General features: G+C 68.3%; 16 protein-coding genes. 12 read left to right on the forward strand and 4 right to left on the reverse strand.

The genetic code is table 11. The features are described from left to right. Entirely contained in the window at window positions 1-597 is a 597-nt protein-coding gene (gene recR, locus FHG54_RS06695) for a recombination mediator RecR (RefSeq protein WP_139416587.1), read from the forward strand. A 199-nt stretch (window positions 598-796) separates the two neighbouring features. Next, entirely contained in the window at window positions 797-1,156 is a 360-nt protein-coding gene (locus FHG54_RS06700) for a nuclear transport factor 2 family protein (RefSeq protein ID WP_139416588.1), read from the forward strand. 5 nt (window positions 1,157-1,161) lie between these two features. Here the strand turns inward: FHG54_RS06700 and FHG54_RS06705 are convergent, their stop codons facing one another. Further along, window positions 1,162-1,656: a hypothetical protein gene (locus FHG54_RS06705; RefSeq protein ID WP_139416589.1), complete on the reverse strand. Its 495-nt coding sequence runs from the start codon at window positions 1,654-1,656 to the stop codon at window positions 1,162-1,164. 149 nt (window positions 1,657-1,805) lie between these two features. Here FHG54_RS06705 and FHG54_RS06710 point away from each other — a divergent pair, with 149 nt between their 5' ends. Together FHG54_RS06710 and FHG54_RS06715 are read left to right on the forward strand one after the other, a co-directional pair. Continuing rightward, a complete protein-coding gene (locus FHG54_RS06710; RefSeq protein WP_139416590.1) occupies window positions 1,806-3,080 on the forward strand; it encodes an aspartate kinase in 1,275 nt (424 codons plus the stop codon). A gap of 323 nt (window positions 3,081-3,403) precedes the next feature. Continuing rightward, a complete protein-coding gene (locus FHG54_RS06715; RefSeq protein ID WP_139416591.1) occupies window positions 3,404-4,462 on the forward strand; it encodes an aspartate-semialdehyde dehydrogenase in 1,059 nt (352 codons plus the stop codon). A 75-nt stretch (window positions 4,463-4,537) separates the two neighbouring features. Here FHG54_RS06715 and FHG54_RS06720 read toward each other — a convergent pair whose 3' ends face one another. After that, on the reverse strand, window positions 4,538-5,158 hold the full coding sequence (locus FHG54_RS06720) for a MerR family transcriptional regulator (RefSeq protein WP_139416592.1): 621 nt from the start codon (window positions 5,156-5,158) through the stop codon (window positions 4,538-4,540). An 83-nt stretch (window positions 5,159-5,241) separates the two neighbouring features. Between FHG54_RS06720 and FHG54_RS06725 the strand changes: the two genes are divergently transcribed. From FHG54_RS06725 to FHG54_RS06740, 4 genes are all read left to right on the forward strand, one after another. Beyond that, the gene (locus FHG54_RS06725; RefSeq protein WP_139416593.1) at window positions 5,242-5,658 is read left to right on the forward strand and encodes a hypothetical protein; all 417 of its coding nucleotides are present in this window, start codon (window positions 5,242-5,244) and stop codon (window positions 5,656-5,658) included. A gap of 116 nt (window positions 5,659-5,774) precedes the next feature. Next, the gene (locus FHG54_RS16745) at window positions 5,775-6,221 is read left to right on the forward strand and encodes a VOC family protein (protein ID WP_139416594.1); all 447 of its coding nucleotides are present in this window, start codon (window positions 5,775-5,777) and stop codon (window positions 6,219-6,221) included. A 157-nt stretch (window positions 6,222-6,378) separates the two neighbouring features. Beyond that, window positions 6,379-7,809 carry a malate:quinone oxidoreductase gene (locus tag FHG54_RS06735; protein ID WP_233437906.1) on the forward strand — a complete coding sequence of 477 codons (1,431 nt, stop codon included), beginning with the start codon at window positions 6,379-6,381 and terminating at the stop codon, window positions 7,807-7,809. Window positions 7,810-8,276: 467 nt separating this feature from the next. Beyond that, window positions 8,277-10,058, forward strand: a complete 1,782-nt coding sequence (locus tag FHG54_RS06740) for an ABC-F family ATP-binding cassette domain-containing protein (protein ID WP_139416596.1) — start codon at window positions 8,277-8,279, stop codon at window positions 10,056-10,058. A 49-nt stretch (window positions 10,059-10,107) separates the two neighbouring features. On the opposite strand, the gene FHG54_RS06745 is transcribed toward FHG54_RS06740, so the two are convergent. After that, window positions 10,108-11,511, reverse strand: coding sequence for an MFS transporter (locus FHG54_RS06745; protein WP_139416597.1), 1,404 nt, complete (start codon window positions 11,509-11,511; stop codon window positions 10,108-10,110). A 264-nt stretch (window positions 11,512-11,775) separates the two neighbouring features. Here FHG54_RS06745 and FHG54_RS06750 point away from each other — a divergent pair, with 264 nt between their 5' ends. After that, window positions 11,776-12,084 (forward strand): hypothetical protein, encoded by a 309-nt coding sequence (locus FHG54_RS06750; protein ID WP_139416598.1) that lies wholly within the window; start codon window positions 11,776-11,778, stop codon window positions 12,082-12,084. A gap of 691 nt (window positions 12,085-12,775) precedes the next feature. Here the strand turns inward: FHG54_RS06750 and FHG54_RS17050 are convergent. Beyond that, a complete protein-coding gene (locus FHG54_RS17050) occupies window positions 12,776-13,666 on the reverse strand; it encodes a trypsin-like serine protease (protein ID WP_338025698.1) in 891 nt (296 codons plus the stop codon). 112 nt (window positions 13,667-13,778) lie between these two features. Here FHG54_RS17050 and FHG54_RS16520 point away from each other — a divergent pair, with 112 nt between their 5' ends. The 3 genes from FHG54_RS16520 to FHG54_RS06775 all read left to right on the forward strand — a co-directional run bounded on the left by FHG54_RS16520 (window position 13,779) and on the right by FHG54_RS06775 (window position 18,028). Then, on the forward strand, window positions 13,779-15,488 hold the full coding sequence (locus FHG54_RS16520; RefSeq protein ID WP_198165973.1) for an Rv2578c family radical SAM protein: 1,710 nt from the start codon (window positions 13,779-13,781) through the stop codon (window positions 15,486-15,488). A 138-nt stretch (window positions 15,489-15,626) separates the two neighbouring features. After that, window positions 15,627-16,880: a sensor histidine kinase gene (locus FHG54_RS06770; protein WP_139416600.1), complete on the forward strand. Its 1,254-nt coding sequence runs from the start codon at window positions 15,627-15,629 to the stop codon at window positions 16,878-16,880. Further along, a complete protein-coding gene (locus FHG54_RS06775) occupies window positions 16,877-18,028 on the forward strand; it encodes a hypothetical protein (protein WP_139416601.1) in 1,152 nt (383 codons plus the stop codon). Before FHG54_RS06770 ends, FHG54_RS06775 begins: the two co-directional genes overlap by 4 nt. Window positions 18,029-18,040 lie beyond the last annotated feature (12 nt).

The following is an 18,040-nucleotide window of genomic DNA, read 5'->3' on the forward strand; positions in this document are numbered from 1 at the left end:
ATGTACGAGGGCATCGTCCAAGAACTGATCGACGAACTCGGGCGTCTGCCCGGCATCGGTCCGAAGTCGGCGCAGCGCATCGCCTTCCACATCGTGCAGACCGAGCACTTCGACGTCAGCCGGCTCGCCGAGATCCTGATGCAGATCCGCGACAAGGTGCGGTTCTGCGAGATCTGCGGCAACGTCTCCGAAGAGGCGACGTGCGGCATCTGCCGCGACCCGCGACGCGATCCGACCCTCATCTGCGTGGTCGAGGAGGCGAAGGACGTCGTCGCGATCGAGCGCACCCGCGAGTTCCGCGGGCTCTATCACGTGCTCGGCGGCGCGATCAGCCCGATCGACGGCATCGGCCCCGATGAACTCCGCATCCGCCAGCTCATGCAGCGGCTCGCCGACGCCACCGTGACCGAGGTCATCATCGCCACCGACCCGAATCTCGAGGGTGAGGCGACCGCGACCTACCTCAGCCGACTGCTCTCGACCCTCGAGATCCGCATCACCCGGCTCGCCTCGGGCCTGCCCGTCGGCGGCGATCTCGAGTACGCCGACGAGGTCACCCTCGGACGCGCGTTCGAGGGGCGGCGCGTCGTCGGCTGACGACGCTCGCGCGCGCCGTGCGCTCGCGCGCTCGCGCGCGATCCCGTCGGAGGACGCGTGTTCGGTCGGAGGCAACGGATCCGCATCCTCCGACCGAACAAGCATCCTCCCACGCGAGCCGGCGGCGGGGCGGCGGCAAGCGCGGCCGACGGCGGGCCGGTCGCTTGACGCTCTGCGCGAGCGACGTTAGAACGGAGTCATGGCGAGCAACGGTGCGAAGTGGGTCGCGGGGTACGTCGCGGCGTGGAAGTCCAACGATCCCGGGCAGATCGGAGCGTTGTTCACCGACGACGCACGATATCTCACGAGCCCCGATTCCGAGCCGCGGGTCGGTCGAGACGCGATCGTCGCGGGCTGGCTCGACGACCTCGACGAGCCCGGCTCATGGGCGTTCGACTGGCACATCGTGCATGAAGACGATGGCTTCGTCGTGATCGAGGGGCGCACCGAGTATCCGGCCGACCGCGACTTCCTGAACCTCTGGATCGTGCGTCTCGCCGACGACGGCCGGGCGACCGAGTACACCGAGTGGTACATGCCGAGGCCGCACGAGGGCTGACCCCGTCAGCGCAGCACTTCGACGAGCACGACCCACGCCAGGGTGAGCGCAGAGATGATGCTGAGCATCGCTCCGACCGCCATGGCGATCAGGCCCGCCTCGACCGCGCCCGCCAACACGAGGACGGCGCCGATCAGGAACCCGGCGATCGGAAGCACCCCCAAGAAGCCCTTCGCGATGCGGTCCCGCGTCGGAATGTCGTCTTCCCTGGCCACCACGATGATCACGTGCCACTGGAACACGCCCGCCAGCACCGCGGCGACGAGCACTTCGATGCCGTAGGCGGCGACGGGTTGCCCGGGAACGAGGCCGAAGGCGCTGGCCACGATGGCGAGCACGAGTGCGGCGATCGACGACGCCGCACGCGCCGGCAGCGTCGCCGAGGTCATGATCACGGAGATGTTCACCGACATCGCCACGATCAGGAGTCCGGCCAGCGCGGCCGTCGCGCCGACCATCGCAACGTTGAACTCGGACCACACGTCAAGCGCATCGGACATGACCGCATGTTAGCGGCGTAGAGAAGGGGATGCGAGGATGCGCGGCGGCCTTCACATGGCCGTCACAATGCCGGGCGCACATGTGGGCCGCCGTAAGATGGTCGACGCCGGGTGGATGTTCCCCGGCCCATCCAATCGGGAGTGACCACGTGAGCTTGATCGTGCAGAAGTTCGGCGGATCCTCCGTCGCCGATGCGGAGAGCATCAAGCGGGTCGCCAAGCGCATCGTCGAGGCCCGAAAGGCGGGCAACGACGTCGTCGTGGCGGTCTCCGCGATGGGCGACTCGACCGACGAACTCCTCGACCTCGCGAACGAGGTCACGCCGATCCCGGCGCCGCGCGAGCTCGACATGCTGCTCTCGGCGGGCGAGCGGATCTCGATGGCGCTCCTCGCGATGGCGATCAAGAGCATGGGCCACGATGCGCGTTCGTTCACGGGCAGCCAGGCCGGCATGATCACGGATGCCACGCACGGCGCCGCCCGCATCGTCGACGTCACTCCCGTGCGTCTGCGCGAAGCGCTCGACGACGGCGCGGTCGTCATCGTTGCGGGCTTCCAGGGCTTCAACCGCGACACCCGTGACATCACGACGCTCGGCCGCGGCGGCAGCGACACGACGGCGGTCGCGCTCGCGGCGGCGCTGGGGGCCGACGTGTGCGAGATCTACACCGATGTCGACGGTGTGTTCACCTCCGACCCGCGCATCGTGAAGAAGGCGCGCAAGCTCGACCGCATCACCAGCGAGGAGATGCTCGAGCTCGCGGCATCCGGAGCCAAGGTCCTGCACATCCGAGCCGTGGAATATGCTCGCCGCCACGGCGTGACCCTGCATGTGCGCTCGTCGTTCAACAACAGCGAGGGGACCGTCGTCTACGACCCCGCGCGCCTTCCCGAAGGAGAAGCTGTGGAAGAGTCCGTCATCGCAGGTGTCGCGGTCGATCTCACCGAGGCCAAGATCACGGTCGTCGGCGTGCCCGACAAGCCGGGGGTCGCCGCGAAGATCTTCAAGATCGTCGCAGGCACGGGTGCGAACGTCGACATGATCGTGCAGAACGTCTCGGCGGCCTCGACCGGTCGCACCGACATCTCGTTCACCCTTCCGAAGTCCGACGGCGAGCGTGCGCTCACGGCGCTCGCGGGCTCGCAGGAGGCGATCGGCTTCCTCTCGCTGCAATACGACGACCAGATCGGCAAGCTCTCCCTGGTCGGCGCCGCGATGCGTTCGGCCGCTGGGGTCTCTGCGCGCCTGTTCGAGGCGCTCTACACCGCCGGCATCAACATCGAGATGATCTCGACGAGCGAGATCCGCATCTCCGTCGTGACGCGCGCCGACAGCGTCAACGACGCCGCACGTGCTGTGCACTCGGCGTTCGAGCTCGACGGCGACGACGACGCGATCGTGCACGCGGGCACCGGTCGCTGACTCCTCCGCGGCATCGGCCCGCGACATCCGCCTGCAACACCCGGCCGCGACATCCGGCCGCAACATCCGCCCGCAACATCCGGCCGAAATGTAGGACTTCTCCGCCGTTGTAGGACGCAGTCGCATCAGGGCGTCCTACAAACGAGGAAATGTCCTACAAACTTGAAACAGAGTTGCGTGACCAAACTTGAAACAGAGTTGCGTGACCAAACTTGAAACAGAGTTGCCGTGACGCAACTTGAAACAGAGTTGCCGTGACGCAACTTGAAACAGAGTTGCCGTGACGCATCATGAGCGTGAAGCGAAGAGGATACGAGGAAGAAATGGCTACCAACGGAGTGAACATCGGCGTGGTCGGCGCGACGGGCCAGGTCGGCGCGGTCGTGCGGCGCCTGCTCGAGGAGCGCGACTTCCCGGTCGCCTCGATCCGCTACTTCGCAAGTGCACGCTCTGCCGGGTCGACGCTGCCGTGGAAGGGCGAGGAGATCGTCATCGAAGACGCCTCGACTGCCGACCCGAGCGGCCTCGACATCGCGATCTTCTCCGCCGGCGCGACGCTCTCGAAGGCACAGGCGCCGCGGTTCGCCGCCGCGGGCGTCACGGTCGTCGACAATTCGAGCGGATGGCGCATGGACCCCGAGGTTCCGCTCGTCGTCAGCGAGGTGAATCCGCACGCGATCGACCAGGCGGTGAAGGGCATCATCGCGAACCCGAACTGCACGACCATGGCCGCGATGCCCGTGCTCAAGGTGCTGCACGACGAAGCCGGGCTCGAACGACTCATCGTGAGCACGTACCAGGCGGTCTCGGGTGCCGGTCTCGCCGGCGGCGAAGAGCTCCTCGAGCAGGCGCGGGCCGCGGTCGCTCAGGATGCGATCGGACTCGTACAGGACGGTTCGGCGGTGGAGTTCCCCGCGCCCGAGAAGTTCCCGCGCACGATCGCCTTCGATGTGATCCCGCTGGCGGGTTCGATCGTCGACGACGGCGACCTCGAGACCGATGAAGAGAAGAAGCTCCGCAACGAGAGCCGGAAGATCCTCGAGCTGCCTGGCCTGCGTGTCGCGGGCACTTGCGTGCGCGTGCCGGTCTTCACGGGCCACTCGCTCTCGCTCCACGTCGAGTTCGCGAACGAGATCACGCCCGAGCGTGCGACCGAGCTGCTCGCGGCCGCTCCCGGCGTCGAGCTCTCCGACGTGCCCACGCCGCTGCAGGCGGCCGGCTCCGACCCGAGCTTCGTCGGACGCATCCGCCGCGACCAGTCGGCGCCAGAGGGCAAGGGCCTCGTGCTCTTCGTCTCGAACGACAACCTGCGAAAGGGTGCGGCGCTGAACGCCGTGCAGATCGCGGAGCTCGTCGCCGCGAAGGCGCCCGCGGCGGTCTGAGGAGCGAAGGGCGACGCGAGCGGATGCCTCGGGCGCACCGCCGCCCGCACGACGGAGCACGCGGCTCGGTGAACCTCAGCTCTCGCGGCCGAGGCGTCGCACTGCGGCGTCCTGATGCGCGAGACGCCGGAGGGCGAGGAGCACCGGTTCGTACAACGCGGTGCCGAGCACGGTGTACTCGACGGCGGCGTGGGCGTCCGGCGGCATCCGTTCGAGGTCGAAGTCGGCGAGGTCGCGCGCGGCGGCGCCGTACCGTGCGAGCCGTTCATCGCTGATCGGCAGACCGGCGTCTGCCGCGGCGACGAGCGCGCGCTCGAGCTGGGCGACGGCGGCGAACTCGGGGTCGTAGACCTGCCCGAGCGCCTCGAGCGCAGCGCGCGCCCGAGGGAACGGATCGACCGCATCGACCGGATCGGCGCCGGCCGGCGGCAGCGCACCGACGGCGAGCCCGAGTGCGGCATAGAGATCATCGCCGGGCTCGTCGACGAGCTCGATCACCGCGCGCGCCTGCTGCACGCTCAGACCGACGGGCCCGGTCAGCGCGCGCACGAGCCGGAGCCGGCGTACGTGGCCCGCGTCGTAGCTGGCCTGCGTGGCCGAGGTCACGGTGCCCGGTTGCAAGAGCCCCTCGCGCAGGTAGTACTTGACGGTCGCGACCGGCAGACCCGCCTCGGCGGCGAGTGCGGAGATGCGCATCCCGGCTCCTTGCATTAGATAGTGTCACTCTCTAGTATTGGAGAGTACAACTATCTAACCATGGACAACCGAAAGGACCGGTCATGCCCGCAGACGACGTCATCCTCGTCGGCATCCTGCTGCTCGCCCTCGTCACGGTCGAGAGCGGGGGCTACTTCCTCACCCGGGTGGTGCGCGGATCGGTGCCGGCGAATCGCCTCCAGGCGAACTTCTTCCGCGCCGGCCACGCCCACGCCGCCGTACTGCTCGTGCTCTCGATCGCGATCCTCTCGGTGATCTCGCATGCCGCGCTCGACGGATTCTGGCTCTGGCTCGCGCGGGTCGGTGTCCCGATCGCGGCGATCCTCATGCCGGCGGGGTTCTTCCTCTCGGTGCTCGGCCGTGATCCCGAGAAGCCGGGGCGGCTCATCGTGCTCCTCTGGCTCGGCGTCGTCTCGCTCACGGCGGCGCTCGTGACCGCCGGCGTCGGCCTCATCGCGGGCGGCGTCGCGGCACTCTGAGCGAACGGATGCCTCGGGCGCACCTGCCGCCCGAGGCATCCGCTCGCCTGCGCCCGAAGCGGGGCGCGCCCACGCACAGGGTGCGAGTTCGGGCCGAGCGGCGTAGCGTCAGGCGCATGGCCATTCCCCAGCGCTTCTCGCTCGTCACGCTCGGCGTCGCCGACGTCGAGGCCGCCACGGCGTTCTACCACCGGCTCGGCTGGCGCGAAGCGCCGTCGTCGGTGTCCGGCGAGGTCGTCTTCTTCGCCACGCCGGGCGGCGTGCTCGCCCTGTGGGAGACGGCCGAGCTTGCGAAGGATGCGGCGCTCCCGACCATGCACGCGAACGCCCCCGCCTTCCGCGCCGTCGCCCTCGCGATCAACCTCGATTCGCCCGAAGCGGTCGACGATGCCGTCGGCGACTGGGTGCTCGCGGGCGGCTCGATCTCCAAGGCGGCCGGCCCAACCGAGTGGGGCGGGTACAGCGGCTACGTCGCCGACCCCGACGGCAACCTCTGGGAGCTCGCCCACAACCCGTCGTGGCCGCTCGACGAGCGGGGCCTGCCGATGCTGGGCGGTGCATGAGCGACGCTGGGCGGTGCATGAGCGACGCTGGGCCGCGCATGAGCGACGCTGGTCGGCGCGTGAGCGACGCTGGTCTGGGGCACCATCCGGGGCATCTACACTGGAATCCGTGACTTCAGAGGAAACCGTCGACGTCGTGCTGATCGGCGGGGGCATCATGAGCGCCACGCTCGGCTCCCTGCTCTCGCGACTCCAACCCGACTGGACGATCCGCGTCTACGAACGCCTCGGCGAGGTTGCACAGGAGTCGTCGAACGCGTGGAACAACGCGGGAACCGGTCACGCCGCGCTCTGCGAGCTCAACTACATGCCCGAGCAGCCCGATGGAACCGTCAGCGCGAGCAAAGCCGTCGCGATCAACGAGCAGTTCCAGATCAGCCGGCAGTACTGGTCGTACCTCGTCGAGCAGGGCGCGCTGCCAGAACCGCAGAACTTCATCAACACCGCGCCGCACATGACGTTCGTCAAGGGCAATGCCAACATCGAGTACCTGAAGAAGCGCGTCGCCGCCCTGCGGGAGCAACCGCTCTTCCCCGACCTCGAGTACACCGAAGACCTCGAGCGCATCGCCGAGTGGACTCCGCTCCTCGCGAAGAAGCGCAATCCCAAGGCGCGCGTCGCCGCGACCCGCACGGTCGCCGGTACCGACGTCGACTTCGGTGCTCTCACCACGTTCCTCTTTCGCGACATCGAGACGCGCGGCGCCGAGATCGCCACGAACCACCAGGTCACCCGCCTCAAGCGTCAGAAGAACGGCACGTGGAAGCTCCACCTGCGCCACCTCGTCGGCAACACCCCCAAGGTCGTCAACGCGCGCTTCGTCTTCGTTGGTGCGGGCGGCGGCGCGCTGGCCCTGCTGCAGCATTCGGGCATTCCCGAGATCAAGGGCTTCGGCGGCTTCCCGATCTCGGGCCAGTTCTTCCGTACGACGAACCCCAAACTCGTCGCACAGCACCACGCGAAGGTCTACGGCAAGGCCGCGAAGGGTGCGCCGCCGATGTCGGTGCCGCACCTCGACACCCGGGTCGTCGACGGCGAGACCGCGCTGCTCTTCGGGCCATACGCCGGCTTCACGCCGAAGTTCCTGAAGACCTCGACGTGGTTCGACCTGCCGTTCTCGGTGCGACTGCACAACCTCGGCCCGATGCTGCAGGTCGCGTTCAAGAACTTCGACCTCGTGAAGTACCTCGTCTCGGAGCTGCTCGCCTCACGCGACAAGAAGCTCGCGGCACTTCGCCAGTTCATGCCCACAGCCAAGAGCGAGGACTGGGAGCTCATCACGGCCGGCCAGCGCGTGCAGGTCATGAAGAAAGATCCGGAGAAGGGCGGCGTGCTGCAGTTCGGCACCGAGGTCATCACCGGAGCCGACGGCAGCATCGCGGGCCTGCTCGGCGCCTCGCCCGGCGCATCGACCGCCGCGCCCATCATGCTCGACGTGCTCGGCCGCTGCTTCCCGGGCCGCATGGCCGAGTGGGAGCCCAAGCTGCGCGAGATGATGCCGAGCCACGGCACACTGCTCTCAGGCAACGCGGATGCCGCGGCGACGTCGCTGGCCGAGACCGCGAAGGTGCTCGAACTCACGGCGTAGCACCCGCGCGTGGGGCGTGTTTGTAGGTCGAAGCTGCCTTTGTAGGGCGCCGCAGCGCCGTTGCGTCCTACATCTCCGCCTGCGTCCTACATTCCGCCAAGCCGCGTGCGTAGCACCCGCGCGTGTGCGGCATCCGGCGCGGTGGTTGGTATTCTCGGCGAGCTCTGCTACCGTCGTACCCGCTATGAAGTGAGTACACACCCTCGTCCCGCGCCTGAGGCGCCGTTGACATCGGGTGTGCGCACGGTTCGGGTCTCCGGTTGATCTGGGCATCGTGCTGTTCGCGACGGCATTCGCGCGCACCCGAGCTGCGACGGCAACGCCCGGCGGGATCCTCTCCGCTCCCGGGCGGTCGTCGGCGCCGCGCGCCCGCGTTCCGCCGGCTCGGTGCATCGTGCCGCTGCACGCGCGCCGCGGCATCCGTCGACCGCCCGGGGGCTTTCGCACACAGGGCAAAGGCGTACCGCATGACTGTATCCATCACCCATTCCCACCATCTCCGTGTCGACGGCCTCTCCGTCTCGTATCCCGATCGACGCGTCTTCACCGACCTCGGTTTCGCGGTCGCACCGGGCCAACGCCTCGGACTGATCGGCGAGAACGGCGCCGGCAAGTCCACACTGCTCCGGCTCATCGCCGGCGAATTCGAGCGGGCGGATGCCGCGGCATCGCCCGGCTCGAACGCCGAGACCTCGGGCCGCATCGTGCGGCCGCGGCGCACGTCGCTGCTCGCCCAGGAGCTGCCGTTCGCACCGCAGGAGCGCGTCGGCGAGGTGCTCGAGGCGGCCCTCGCCGAGGTGCGGGCGATCGAACGCGAACTCGACGCCGCGGCGACCGCGCTCGCGAGTGACGCCGCCGAGCCGAGTGACGCGGGCGACCCGGCGGCCGCCCGATACTCCGCCGCGCTCGACGCCGCGGAAGGCGCCGAGGTCTGGAGCGCCGAGGCCCGCCGCGACGAGCTCCTCGAGGGGCTCGGCGTCGGCGATCTCGGCCTCGACCGGCGCATCGTCGAACTCTCGGGGGGTCAGCGCTCGAGGTTCGCGCTCGCAGCCCTGCTGCTGAGCGCCCCCGACGCGCTGCTCCTCGACGAGCCGTCGAACCATCTCGATGACGCCGCGGCGGCGTTTCTCGAGGATCGGCTCCGCGCGTGGCGCGGGCCGGTGGTGTTCGCGAGCCACGACCGCGCGTTTCTCGACCGGGCGGCCACCGGCCTGCTCGACCTCGACCCGGGGCGGGCGGGCGCGCTCGCCCACTCTGCGTCGAGCCACGCCGCATCGACCGCGTCGCGTGATGACGCGCTCGCAGCTTCGGGCGGCACCGTCTTCGGCGGCGGGTTCAGCGAATTCCTCGATGTCAAGGCGAAGGAGCGAGTGCGCTGGCGGCGCCAGTACGACGACGAGCAGTCGGAGTTGAAACAGCTTCGCAGCGATGTCGGCGGCGCCGCTCGTCGCGTCGCCCATGGCCGAGCGGCCACCGACAACGACAAGTTCATCCGCCACTTCAAGGGCGAGAACGTCGATCAGGCGGTCTCGCGCCGAGTGCGCAACGCCGAGCTGCGACTCGCGACGCTCGAGCGCGAGCAGGTGGCGAAGCCGCCGTCGCCCCTGGTGTTCGCCGGCATCCCGTCGGGCTCCCACGCGCTCGAGGAGTCATCCGGTCTGCTCCTGCAGCTGTCGGATGTCGCGGTCGACGGCCGCCTCGCGATCGAGTCGCTGCAGGTTGCTCCGCTCACGCGGCTGCTCGTGACGGGCGCCAACGGCGCGGGCAAGTCGACGCTCCTGAATGTGCTCGCGGGGGCGCAGCGCGTCGACGACGGTCTCGTGCACCGGCGCAAGGGGCTGCGCGTGCAGCTGCTCGAGCAGGACGTGCGCTTCGCCGACCTCGCCACCTCACCTCGGCGTCTCTACGAGCGGGTGCTCGGCGAGCGGCGTGCCCAGCAGGTGCCGCTCGGCGGCCTCGGGCTCATCGCCCCGCGCGACGAGTCGCGCCCGATCGGCGCGCTCTCGGTCGGGCAGCAGCGCCGGCTCGCGCTCGCGCTCGTGATCGCCCGGCCACCGCACGTGTTCCTGCTCGATGAGCCGACGAACCACCTCTCACTGGCCCTCGCGACCGACCTCGAGGAGGCGCTCGGAACCTACCCCGGTGCCGTCGTCATCGCGAGCCACGATCGCTGGCTCCGTCGCCGGTGGTCGGGCGACGAACTCGAGCTCGCCGCGGGCAGCAGGGCGCCGGTCGCGGCGCTCCGATGAAGCGAGCGGATGCCGCGGGGCGCGTGTCGCCGCGGCATCCGCTCACTGCTCATTCGGGCCCGGCCGGCGCCGCCCGCTTGTCGCGCCAGAGCACGACGGCGGCCAGGAACAGGCCGGCAAGCACGGCGATCACCGTCGCGAGCAGGGTCCAGTCGGTCGGATCGGTGCCGCCAGCGAAACTGAGCCCGACCACCACCGTCGAGCCGATCGAGCCCAGCGAGCGCGCCGTCTGGAACAGGCCCGCGGCCTGACCCACGCGATCGGGCGGCGCGGCGACGTAGAGCGACTGGGTGATCGAGATGAGCACGATCCCGTACGGCACGCCGACCGCGGCCATCAGCAGCAGTACGATCCAGGGGCTCGTCGATCCGGCGAGCAGTTGCAGTGCGAGAGCGGATGCCGCGAGCCCGATGCTGCCGGCGACGAGCGCGGTGCGAATACCGCGTCGGTCGATCATGCGCTCGACGACGGGCGCGAGGATGACGGTGAAGGCGGCCAGCGGAAGCATCAGCGCGCCGACCGCGTCGGTGCGGTAGCCCCCGTGGTTCTCGAGGTACTGCGGCACGCCGAACAGTGCGCTGTAGAGCACGAGGTTCGCCAGGATGAACGTCACGTACACGCGGATGAGCGGAAGGTTGTCGCCGAGCAGGCGCAGATCCATGAACGGCGTGGTGCACGTCAGCTCACGCCACGCGAAGAGCGAGCCCGCGATGATCGCGGCCACGAGGAACCACCAGTTCGGGTCGGTCGCGATGTCGAGCAGGAACAGCAGGAGCGTCACGACCGTTGCGGCGAACAGGATGATGCCCGGCAGGTCGGACTCGGCAACCGTTCGTCGCAGGGGAACATGCTCGCGCGCTGCGTCGCGCGGAGCAAGCACACGAGTCGCGAGGATCGCGAGGGCCGCGAGCGGCACGTTGACCCAGAAGATCGCCTCCCAGCCGAACGCCGTGATCAGCAGTCCGCCGAGCACCGGGCCGACGGCCGCCGAGCTCGTGTCGACGAGCTGAATGCGCGCGATCATCTTCGGCGCGCTCAGCGTGCTGGTCGCGGCGATCGAACGCAGCATCGCCGCGGCGCTCGGGAAGGTGGTCGAGGTGCCGACCGCGAGCAGCACCCGCACGGCGACCACCCAGCCGAACGCCGGTGCGAACGGGCCGAGTGCCCCGGCGACGGCGACGATCGCAAGACCGATGGTGAAGACGCGTCTCGGGCCGTAGCGGTCGGCAATGCGACCCATCACCGGTTGGAGCACCGCGGACGTGAGATAGAAGGCCGTGATCACCCACGTGACCGTGGCGACATCCACCGAGAACTCGCGTTGGAGGGTCACGAGCGCGACCGCGACCATGCCCGAGTTCACGGCGCTCAGGGTCGTGCCGGTGCAGAGGGCGGCGATCGTCCAGTCGGCGCGGGCAGCGGGGGCGGCCGGGTCACTGCGTCGCTGCGACATCCGCTGCCTCCTGTCCGGTGTCGACGGATGACTCGCTGCGAGCCTTGCCACCTCGATGCCCGGTGTCAAGCACGGCACTGGACAGATCGCTCGAATATGTGTTCTGGGTATCTGCTCGAATGAAGCAGCGCCGGCGGAGGGCGCTCGCTTCAACACGCGGCCATCGCCGACGTGGTGGCGCGTCGTGACGACCGAGTCAGGATATGCGTTGGGTCGTATCGCCAACGCGCCCCTTGTACCCTGAGCTGCATGAGGAAAAGGTCGATGGCCGCGGCGCGACTCTCAGTGGTGATCGCGTGTATGGCGTTCGTGGGGACGGCGTGCGCGGCGCCCGATCGCTCGGCCGGTGACCTGGTCTCGGACGATCAGCCCATCGTGGTGCTGTGCCAGGGAAATGAGGTGCCCGTGCAGGCACTGGAGGACCCGAGGCCGGCGAGCGAGCTCGCACCCGCTGCCGCGCCGGCCCTCGACGGACGCGGTGTCTCCGGTTTCGATGCGCTCGATTGGCTGATTGCGCAGGAGAGCAACGATCGTGTGATGTTGATGGACAAAGCTCGCCGTTCCGCAAGATGACGGCCGCGGCGACATCCGCGAATACATGTACATCGTCATCTCCACCGATTCCATGCCAGCTAATCCCGGCGAGTCGGAATGGGCAGTTGTTGAGTCGTCGACCTGCTCGCCGATGCTTGACCTCGGCGAGCTGAATGCAGCGAGAGTTTCCCTCGATCCCTCGTCGCCGCCCGCCCCCCGAGTCTGACCATCTCGCACTACTCGTCACGGAGTTCGCGTGCAACTCGGGTCAGGACGCCACCGGTCGGGTCGAACTCGTCGAGATCGCCGAGACTGAGTCCACGGTTGAGTTGGTCATCGGGGTGCGGCCGTCGGGCGCCCGTGAGGCATCGTGTCAGGGGAACCCGGCGACACCGTTCACTATAGATCTCGAGCGGCCACTCGGGGGCCGCGTCATCTTGAACGCCGCAGTGGTGCCCTCGCGGGAGATCACGCCATCATCGGTGCCCTGAATCGACGGGGCGTCGGTTGGGACGAGAACGCGCATTGCGGCTGCCAGATGCAGCGGCGCGCCCGCGCAGACGAGATGGCCGAGAGACTGAGAGGCGTCCGCTGGTCCATCCATGATGCGCCCATTTGAGCTGGGACGCCGCGGCTACGGCCAGACATAGTCGCATGAGGGAAGCGCAACGCTGGTGTCGGCATGCCGGCACGCAACACTCACACCCGGTGAGCGGTCACTACATACCGTCTAGTCGTTGCTCCAGACCGCACCATCGGCGTCTGTGACGATCGGCGGAAAGTCGGTGCTTTCGCTTGGAGGCATCAGGTCGCCCGATGGAGCCTGCATGCGGGCGCTCGGGAAGAAGTTCATGCTCGCACCCCACTGACTCAGAAGCGTGTCAATGGGGTAGTAGCACCCGAGGGTGGCACCGTTGTAAACGATCGACCCGACATGCATGCCAACAGCGCGCAAGCCTTGGCTATCATTCCGCCAAACGGGCCCGCCGGAGTCTCCTCCCGCTCGAGCGTACGTTGCGCAGTAGACATAGACTCCGTTCCGTGGATACCGGTATTGGATCGTCCCTTCAGTCCTACCGGTCGTGATGCCCATCTTGCCGACCAGTGTGCCGTTCGTCTGCTCATAGTTGGGCATCTTCCCGGTCACGCGTCCATTGGTCCCAGGAGGAGTTTGTCCCGTCCGCGGGTCAACCACTATCTGGTACATCGTGACACCGGCGTCAGGTCGGATGAGCCCGGAGTCGCCCTCGGTGCCGTTGAACTTTCGGTACGCCATCGTGCCGAAAGGGACGGCGGTCCCGGACACCCGTTCTCCTACCCCGAAGCAATGGCCGGCAGTCAGGATGAACGTGCCGCTTGTGCCCTGAATGGTCCAACCGCCAGTGCACCACGGCTCGGAACCCCGGTAAAGCGGGTGGCCGGCAAAGTAGCCATAAGACAGTGCTTGAGCAGGCTGTGAAGCTCCGAATAGGACGACCAGAAGCGCTGCAATCAGGGCAGTGATGCCTCCCCTGGCTATCCTCCGCAAGTGGGACTCCTCTTGTTCAAGATTTCGATGGTTCTGCTCCGCCGCTACGGCAGGCTCGACATTGAGCCCGCCCTCCCAAAACTTACGTGTCAACAGGCGGGCTCAACGTCCCGGCTCGCCGTGAGGTACCTGCCACACGTCGCCGCTGAGTGGCGAAACGAACTTCATCCATACAGATATCCAGAATATGTGTTCGAATGTCGGTATGCGGTGGAGCGGGCAGGAACTGGGCGTCGAGCAGTCGGGCGTGCTGCCCGGGCTCGCGAAACTCAACAATCTCGTGCGTTCGGTACAGACGCCGGAGTTCGCCGGCGTCACCTTCCACGAGGTGCTCGCGAAGTCCGCGCTCAATCGCGTTCCCGGCCAATCAGCGATGCCGTTCGGTTGGACCATCAATCCCTATCGGGGTTGCACGCACGCCTGCACCTACTGCCTGCACCCTGACACGCTCATCACGATGGCCGACGGACGAGAGCGGCCGCTGAGGTCGGTGGAGGTTGGCGACGAAGTGCTCGGCACGCGCGTCCACGGTCGGTATCGGCGATATACGACATCGAGGATCGTCGCGAAGTGGGCGACACGAAAGCCGGCGTTCAGAGTCACGCTGGCCGACGGTACGCGGCTCGTTGCGAGCGGCGACCATCGCTTCCTCACGGTGCGAGGGTGGAAGCACGTGACGGGCCGGATGTCGGGAAGCTCCCGACGCCCCTATCTGACGACCTCGAACTCGCTGATGGGATTCGGAAACCGCGGCAGAGAGGTGTCGCCGGACGCGTTCTCCGAGGAGTACAAGCGTGGCTACCTCGCCGGGATGATCCGCGGCGACGGCATGATGCTGCGACGAACCTACACGCGCTCCGGAGGCGGCGAGTACGTGGCCAGCCAAGTGGGTTCTGCTGTGAAGACCGCGAGCGACCTGCAGGTCATCGCGATCGATCCGCTCGACGAGGTCGTCGACATGCTCGACCTCACCACCACCACTGGGGACTTCATCGCGAACGGAGTCGTCAGTCACAACTGCTTCGCCCGACCGACGCACACCTATCTCGACCTCGACGCCGGCGCTGACTTCGACCGGCAGATCATCGTGAAGGTCAATGTCGCCGAGGTCGTGCGTCGCGAGCTCGCGAAATCGGCCTGGCGACATGAGCCGGTCGCGCTCGGCACGAACACCGACCCCTACCAGCGCGCCGAGGGGCGCTATGCGCTCATGCCGGGCATCATCGAGGCGCTCGCCTCGAGCGGCACGCCGTTCAGCATTCTCACGAAGGGCACGCTGCTGCGGCGCGATCTGCCGCTGCTCGTCGACGCCGCGTCGCACGTTCCCGTCGACATCGCGATGTCGATCGCGATCTACGACGACGAACTGCAGCAGTCGATCGAACCGGGCACCCCCAGCACGAGGGCGCGGCTGGCGACGGTCTCGGCCGTGCGCGATGCCGGCTTCGACTGCTCCGTGTTCCTGATGCCGATCCTGCCCCACCTCACCGACACGAAGGCCCATCTCGACGAGGCGTTGCGTTCGGCGAAGTCGGCAGGAGCCACGAGCGTGCTCTACTCGGCGCTCCATCTTCGCGGCGCGGTGAAACCGTGGTTCATGCAGTGGCTGGGGCGCGAGCACCCCGAGCTCGTTCCGCAGTACCGATCCATGTACTACGGCTCGAACGCGTACGCACCGAAGGCCTATCGGCAGTGGCTGGGCGAACGCATTCGCCCGCTGATCAGTGCGCACGGTCTCGAGCGCGGTCGCGAAGATCCGGTCACCGGGGGAGTACGGTCGTCGGCGCTCGCGCGCGGTCCGGCGACGTGGCGCGGCGCCCGAGCCTCTCGGCGACCTGGCTCCGACGGGGTCGCCGTCCGGACCGAACTCCCCGACGCCCTGAACCTTCCGCACGATCCGTCGGCACTGTTCTGACCGAGTTCGCCGTCGGTTCGGCCGAGTCGCCCGCGTGGCGCGCACGAAACTGGGATAATCCGCAGAAGCACGAACGGCGAAGTTCGCGCGGGGGCGAACGTCGACGTTCGCGTGTGCGGCACCGAGCGGAGGATCACGATGACCCTGGGGTTGCCGGGACACCTTGCGAGGGAATCGCTCAGCAGGGCGCTCCGCAACGCAGGGCACTGCGCGGCATTCGCCTGCCTCGGTATGGCCGCAGCACTCGTTGCCGTCGTCTCGCTGCTGCAGGATCGTTCCGACCGCTGGATCGGGTTCGCGCTCGCCGTCGGCATGATGGTGCTGCTCGCACTCGTCGCCCGGTACGCCACGGTCACGCTGACCGTCGTCTATCTCGTCGCCGGCGCCGGTGCTCTGCTCGCCCTCACCGTGCTCGTGCTGCGCAGTGGCGAGTTCCCGTCGACGAACAACGCGGTGCTCGCTCTCGTGGGAGTCGCGCTGCTGCTCGTCGGCGGAGCCGGAAACGGTTCGACGATCGCGATCATCTGGGCGACGCTCGGCTTCGCCCTCGGCCAGGTCGCGATGCTCGTCGGAGCCGTCGTGACGGGCGGAGTGTTCATGTCGAACGCCGCCACGTGCTTCGCCTTCGTGGTGGTGGTCATCGTGCGTGTCTTCGACGGTCTCACTCGCCGCGCCGGCATGCGTCGCGAAACCGGGTTGCACCGTGCCAGCCAGCAGACACGAGAACTCGCGATCCGGCACGACTACGAGCTCCGCGCCACGGCGCGGCTGCACGACACCGCGCTCAGTCATCTCGTGGCGATCGCGGCCGCGGGCTCCGGCCCGGTCGATGAGCGGTTGCGAGCGGGCATCCGTCAGGATCTCGGTCTCGTCGTCGGTCGCGACTGGGCGATCGACCATGCGTCGAGCGGCGAGGCCGGCGACCGCGAGGGGGTGGGGGGCGCGAAGGCGCTCGGCGAGCGGCAACTCGATGACGATGACGGACATCCGCCCGCAGAATCCGACGTGCCCCCGCTCGACCATTCGTTCACCGCGGCGGAGAACGCGGGCCTCAGGGTGCGGGTCACCGGCGATGTCGCGGTGCTCGGCACACTGGGGCCGCGCCGTGCCGCCGCACTCGACGCCGCGGTGGCGCAATGCCTGATCAACGTCGCGAGGCATTCCGGCGTCGACGAGGCGGAGCTCGCCCTCGGCCTCGGCGGTGGAGAGGTGACCATTGCCGTCATGGACAGCGGTATCGGATTCGATGAGGCTCAGGTCGCCCCCGATCGCATCGGGCTGCGCACGTCGATACGTGCCCGCATCGAACAGGAGCACGGGACGGTTCGGCTCTGGTCGTCGAGGGGCATCGGCACGACCGTCGTGCTGACGGTTCCCGAGGGCGGCGCATGAACGGGCATCTGCGTCTCACCCAGCAGGAGGCGGACCCGATCGGCGCGATCGCCGCCGCACCCATCGTGACGATCGGCGCTTCGGTCGCGTTCGTGGTGGCGCTCGGGTTGACCTGGGCCCACTGGAACGAGGTCGGCTCGCCCCTGGCCGCGGTGGTCGCTCTCCTCCTTCTCGCCGCTGCCGGATCGGTCGCCGCCGTCTGGGCACTGCCGGCTCATGCACCGTTCACCAACGAACGGCTCTGGATCGTGGTGACGCTCGCCGTTGGAGCCGCCATCGCCGAGTACGTCAGCACCATCGGCAACAATCGCGAGGTCTACGACGACTTCGGTCCGGCGGTCATCGGCCTGCTGATCCTCTCGCTCGCACCGTACATCACGTGGCTCTCTGCATCGCTCGCCGGCGTCTTGTCGGCAGTGGTGCTCTCGATCCTCGCCGCGGGGGCGACGATGTACGCCTCCTCGGAGGCCCCGATCGGCGGCATCCTCATCCTGAACGCGGCACCGGTGCTCGCGATGTCGGCCGCGGCGGCCGGGTACTCCTACCGCATCGTCTCCGACACGCTCGCCTGGCAACGGGCGGCCAATCGGGTGGCCCTGCAGCGCGATGCAGAGCTGCGCGCGGGCATCGCGCGCACTGTGCAGCAGAGCGGGGTCTCGGTGCTCGGCAGGGAAGTACTGCCGTTCCTCGCCGGTGTGATGACGGCCGAGCGCATCTCCGTGTCCGACGCCGGACGGGCGCGCGAACTGGCCGAAGCGCTCAGGCGGGCGTTGCGGGCCGGCCTCGAATCGACGTGGATCGACGATCTCGCAGCGAACATCCGCGTGGCGCGTGGCATCGACACGATCGTCGACGATCCGACCGGTGCCGCCGACGACCTCGGCGCCGATCAACGTTCGGCGGTGACCGCGCTCATCTCCTGGCTCGGCGATGCCGCCAGGTCGCAGCTCATCAGAGTGGCCTTCACGAACGAGGGCGATGAGGGCGAACGCGGCGTCGTCACGATCGTCTCCGCGCCGGGCAGCGCCCCGCCGAATCGACGTGAACTCGACCGATTCGTCGCCGTGGCACGAGCGGTGGCGCTGCGAGCGGATGCTTCCCTGACGCGAGAGAATGTGACAGTGGAGTTGAGATATGACATCGAGTGAAGACGGGCGCTG

Origin of the sequence: Agromyces laixinhei (assembly GCF_006337065.1) — a bacterium.
GTDB classification, from domain to species: Bacteria; Actinomycetota; Actinomycetes; order Actinomycetales; family Microbacteriaceae; genus Agromyces; species Agromyces laixinhei.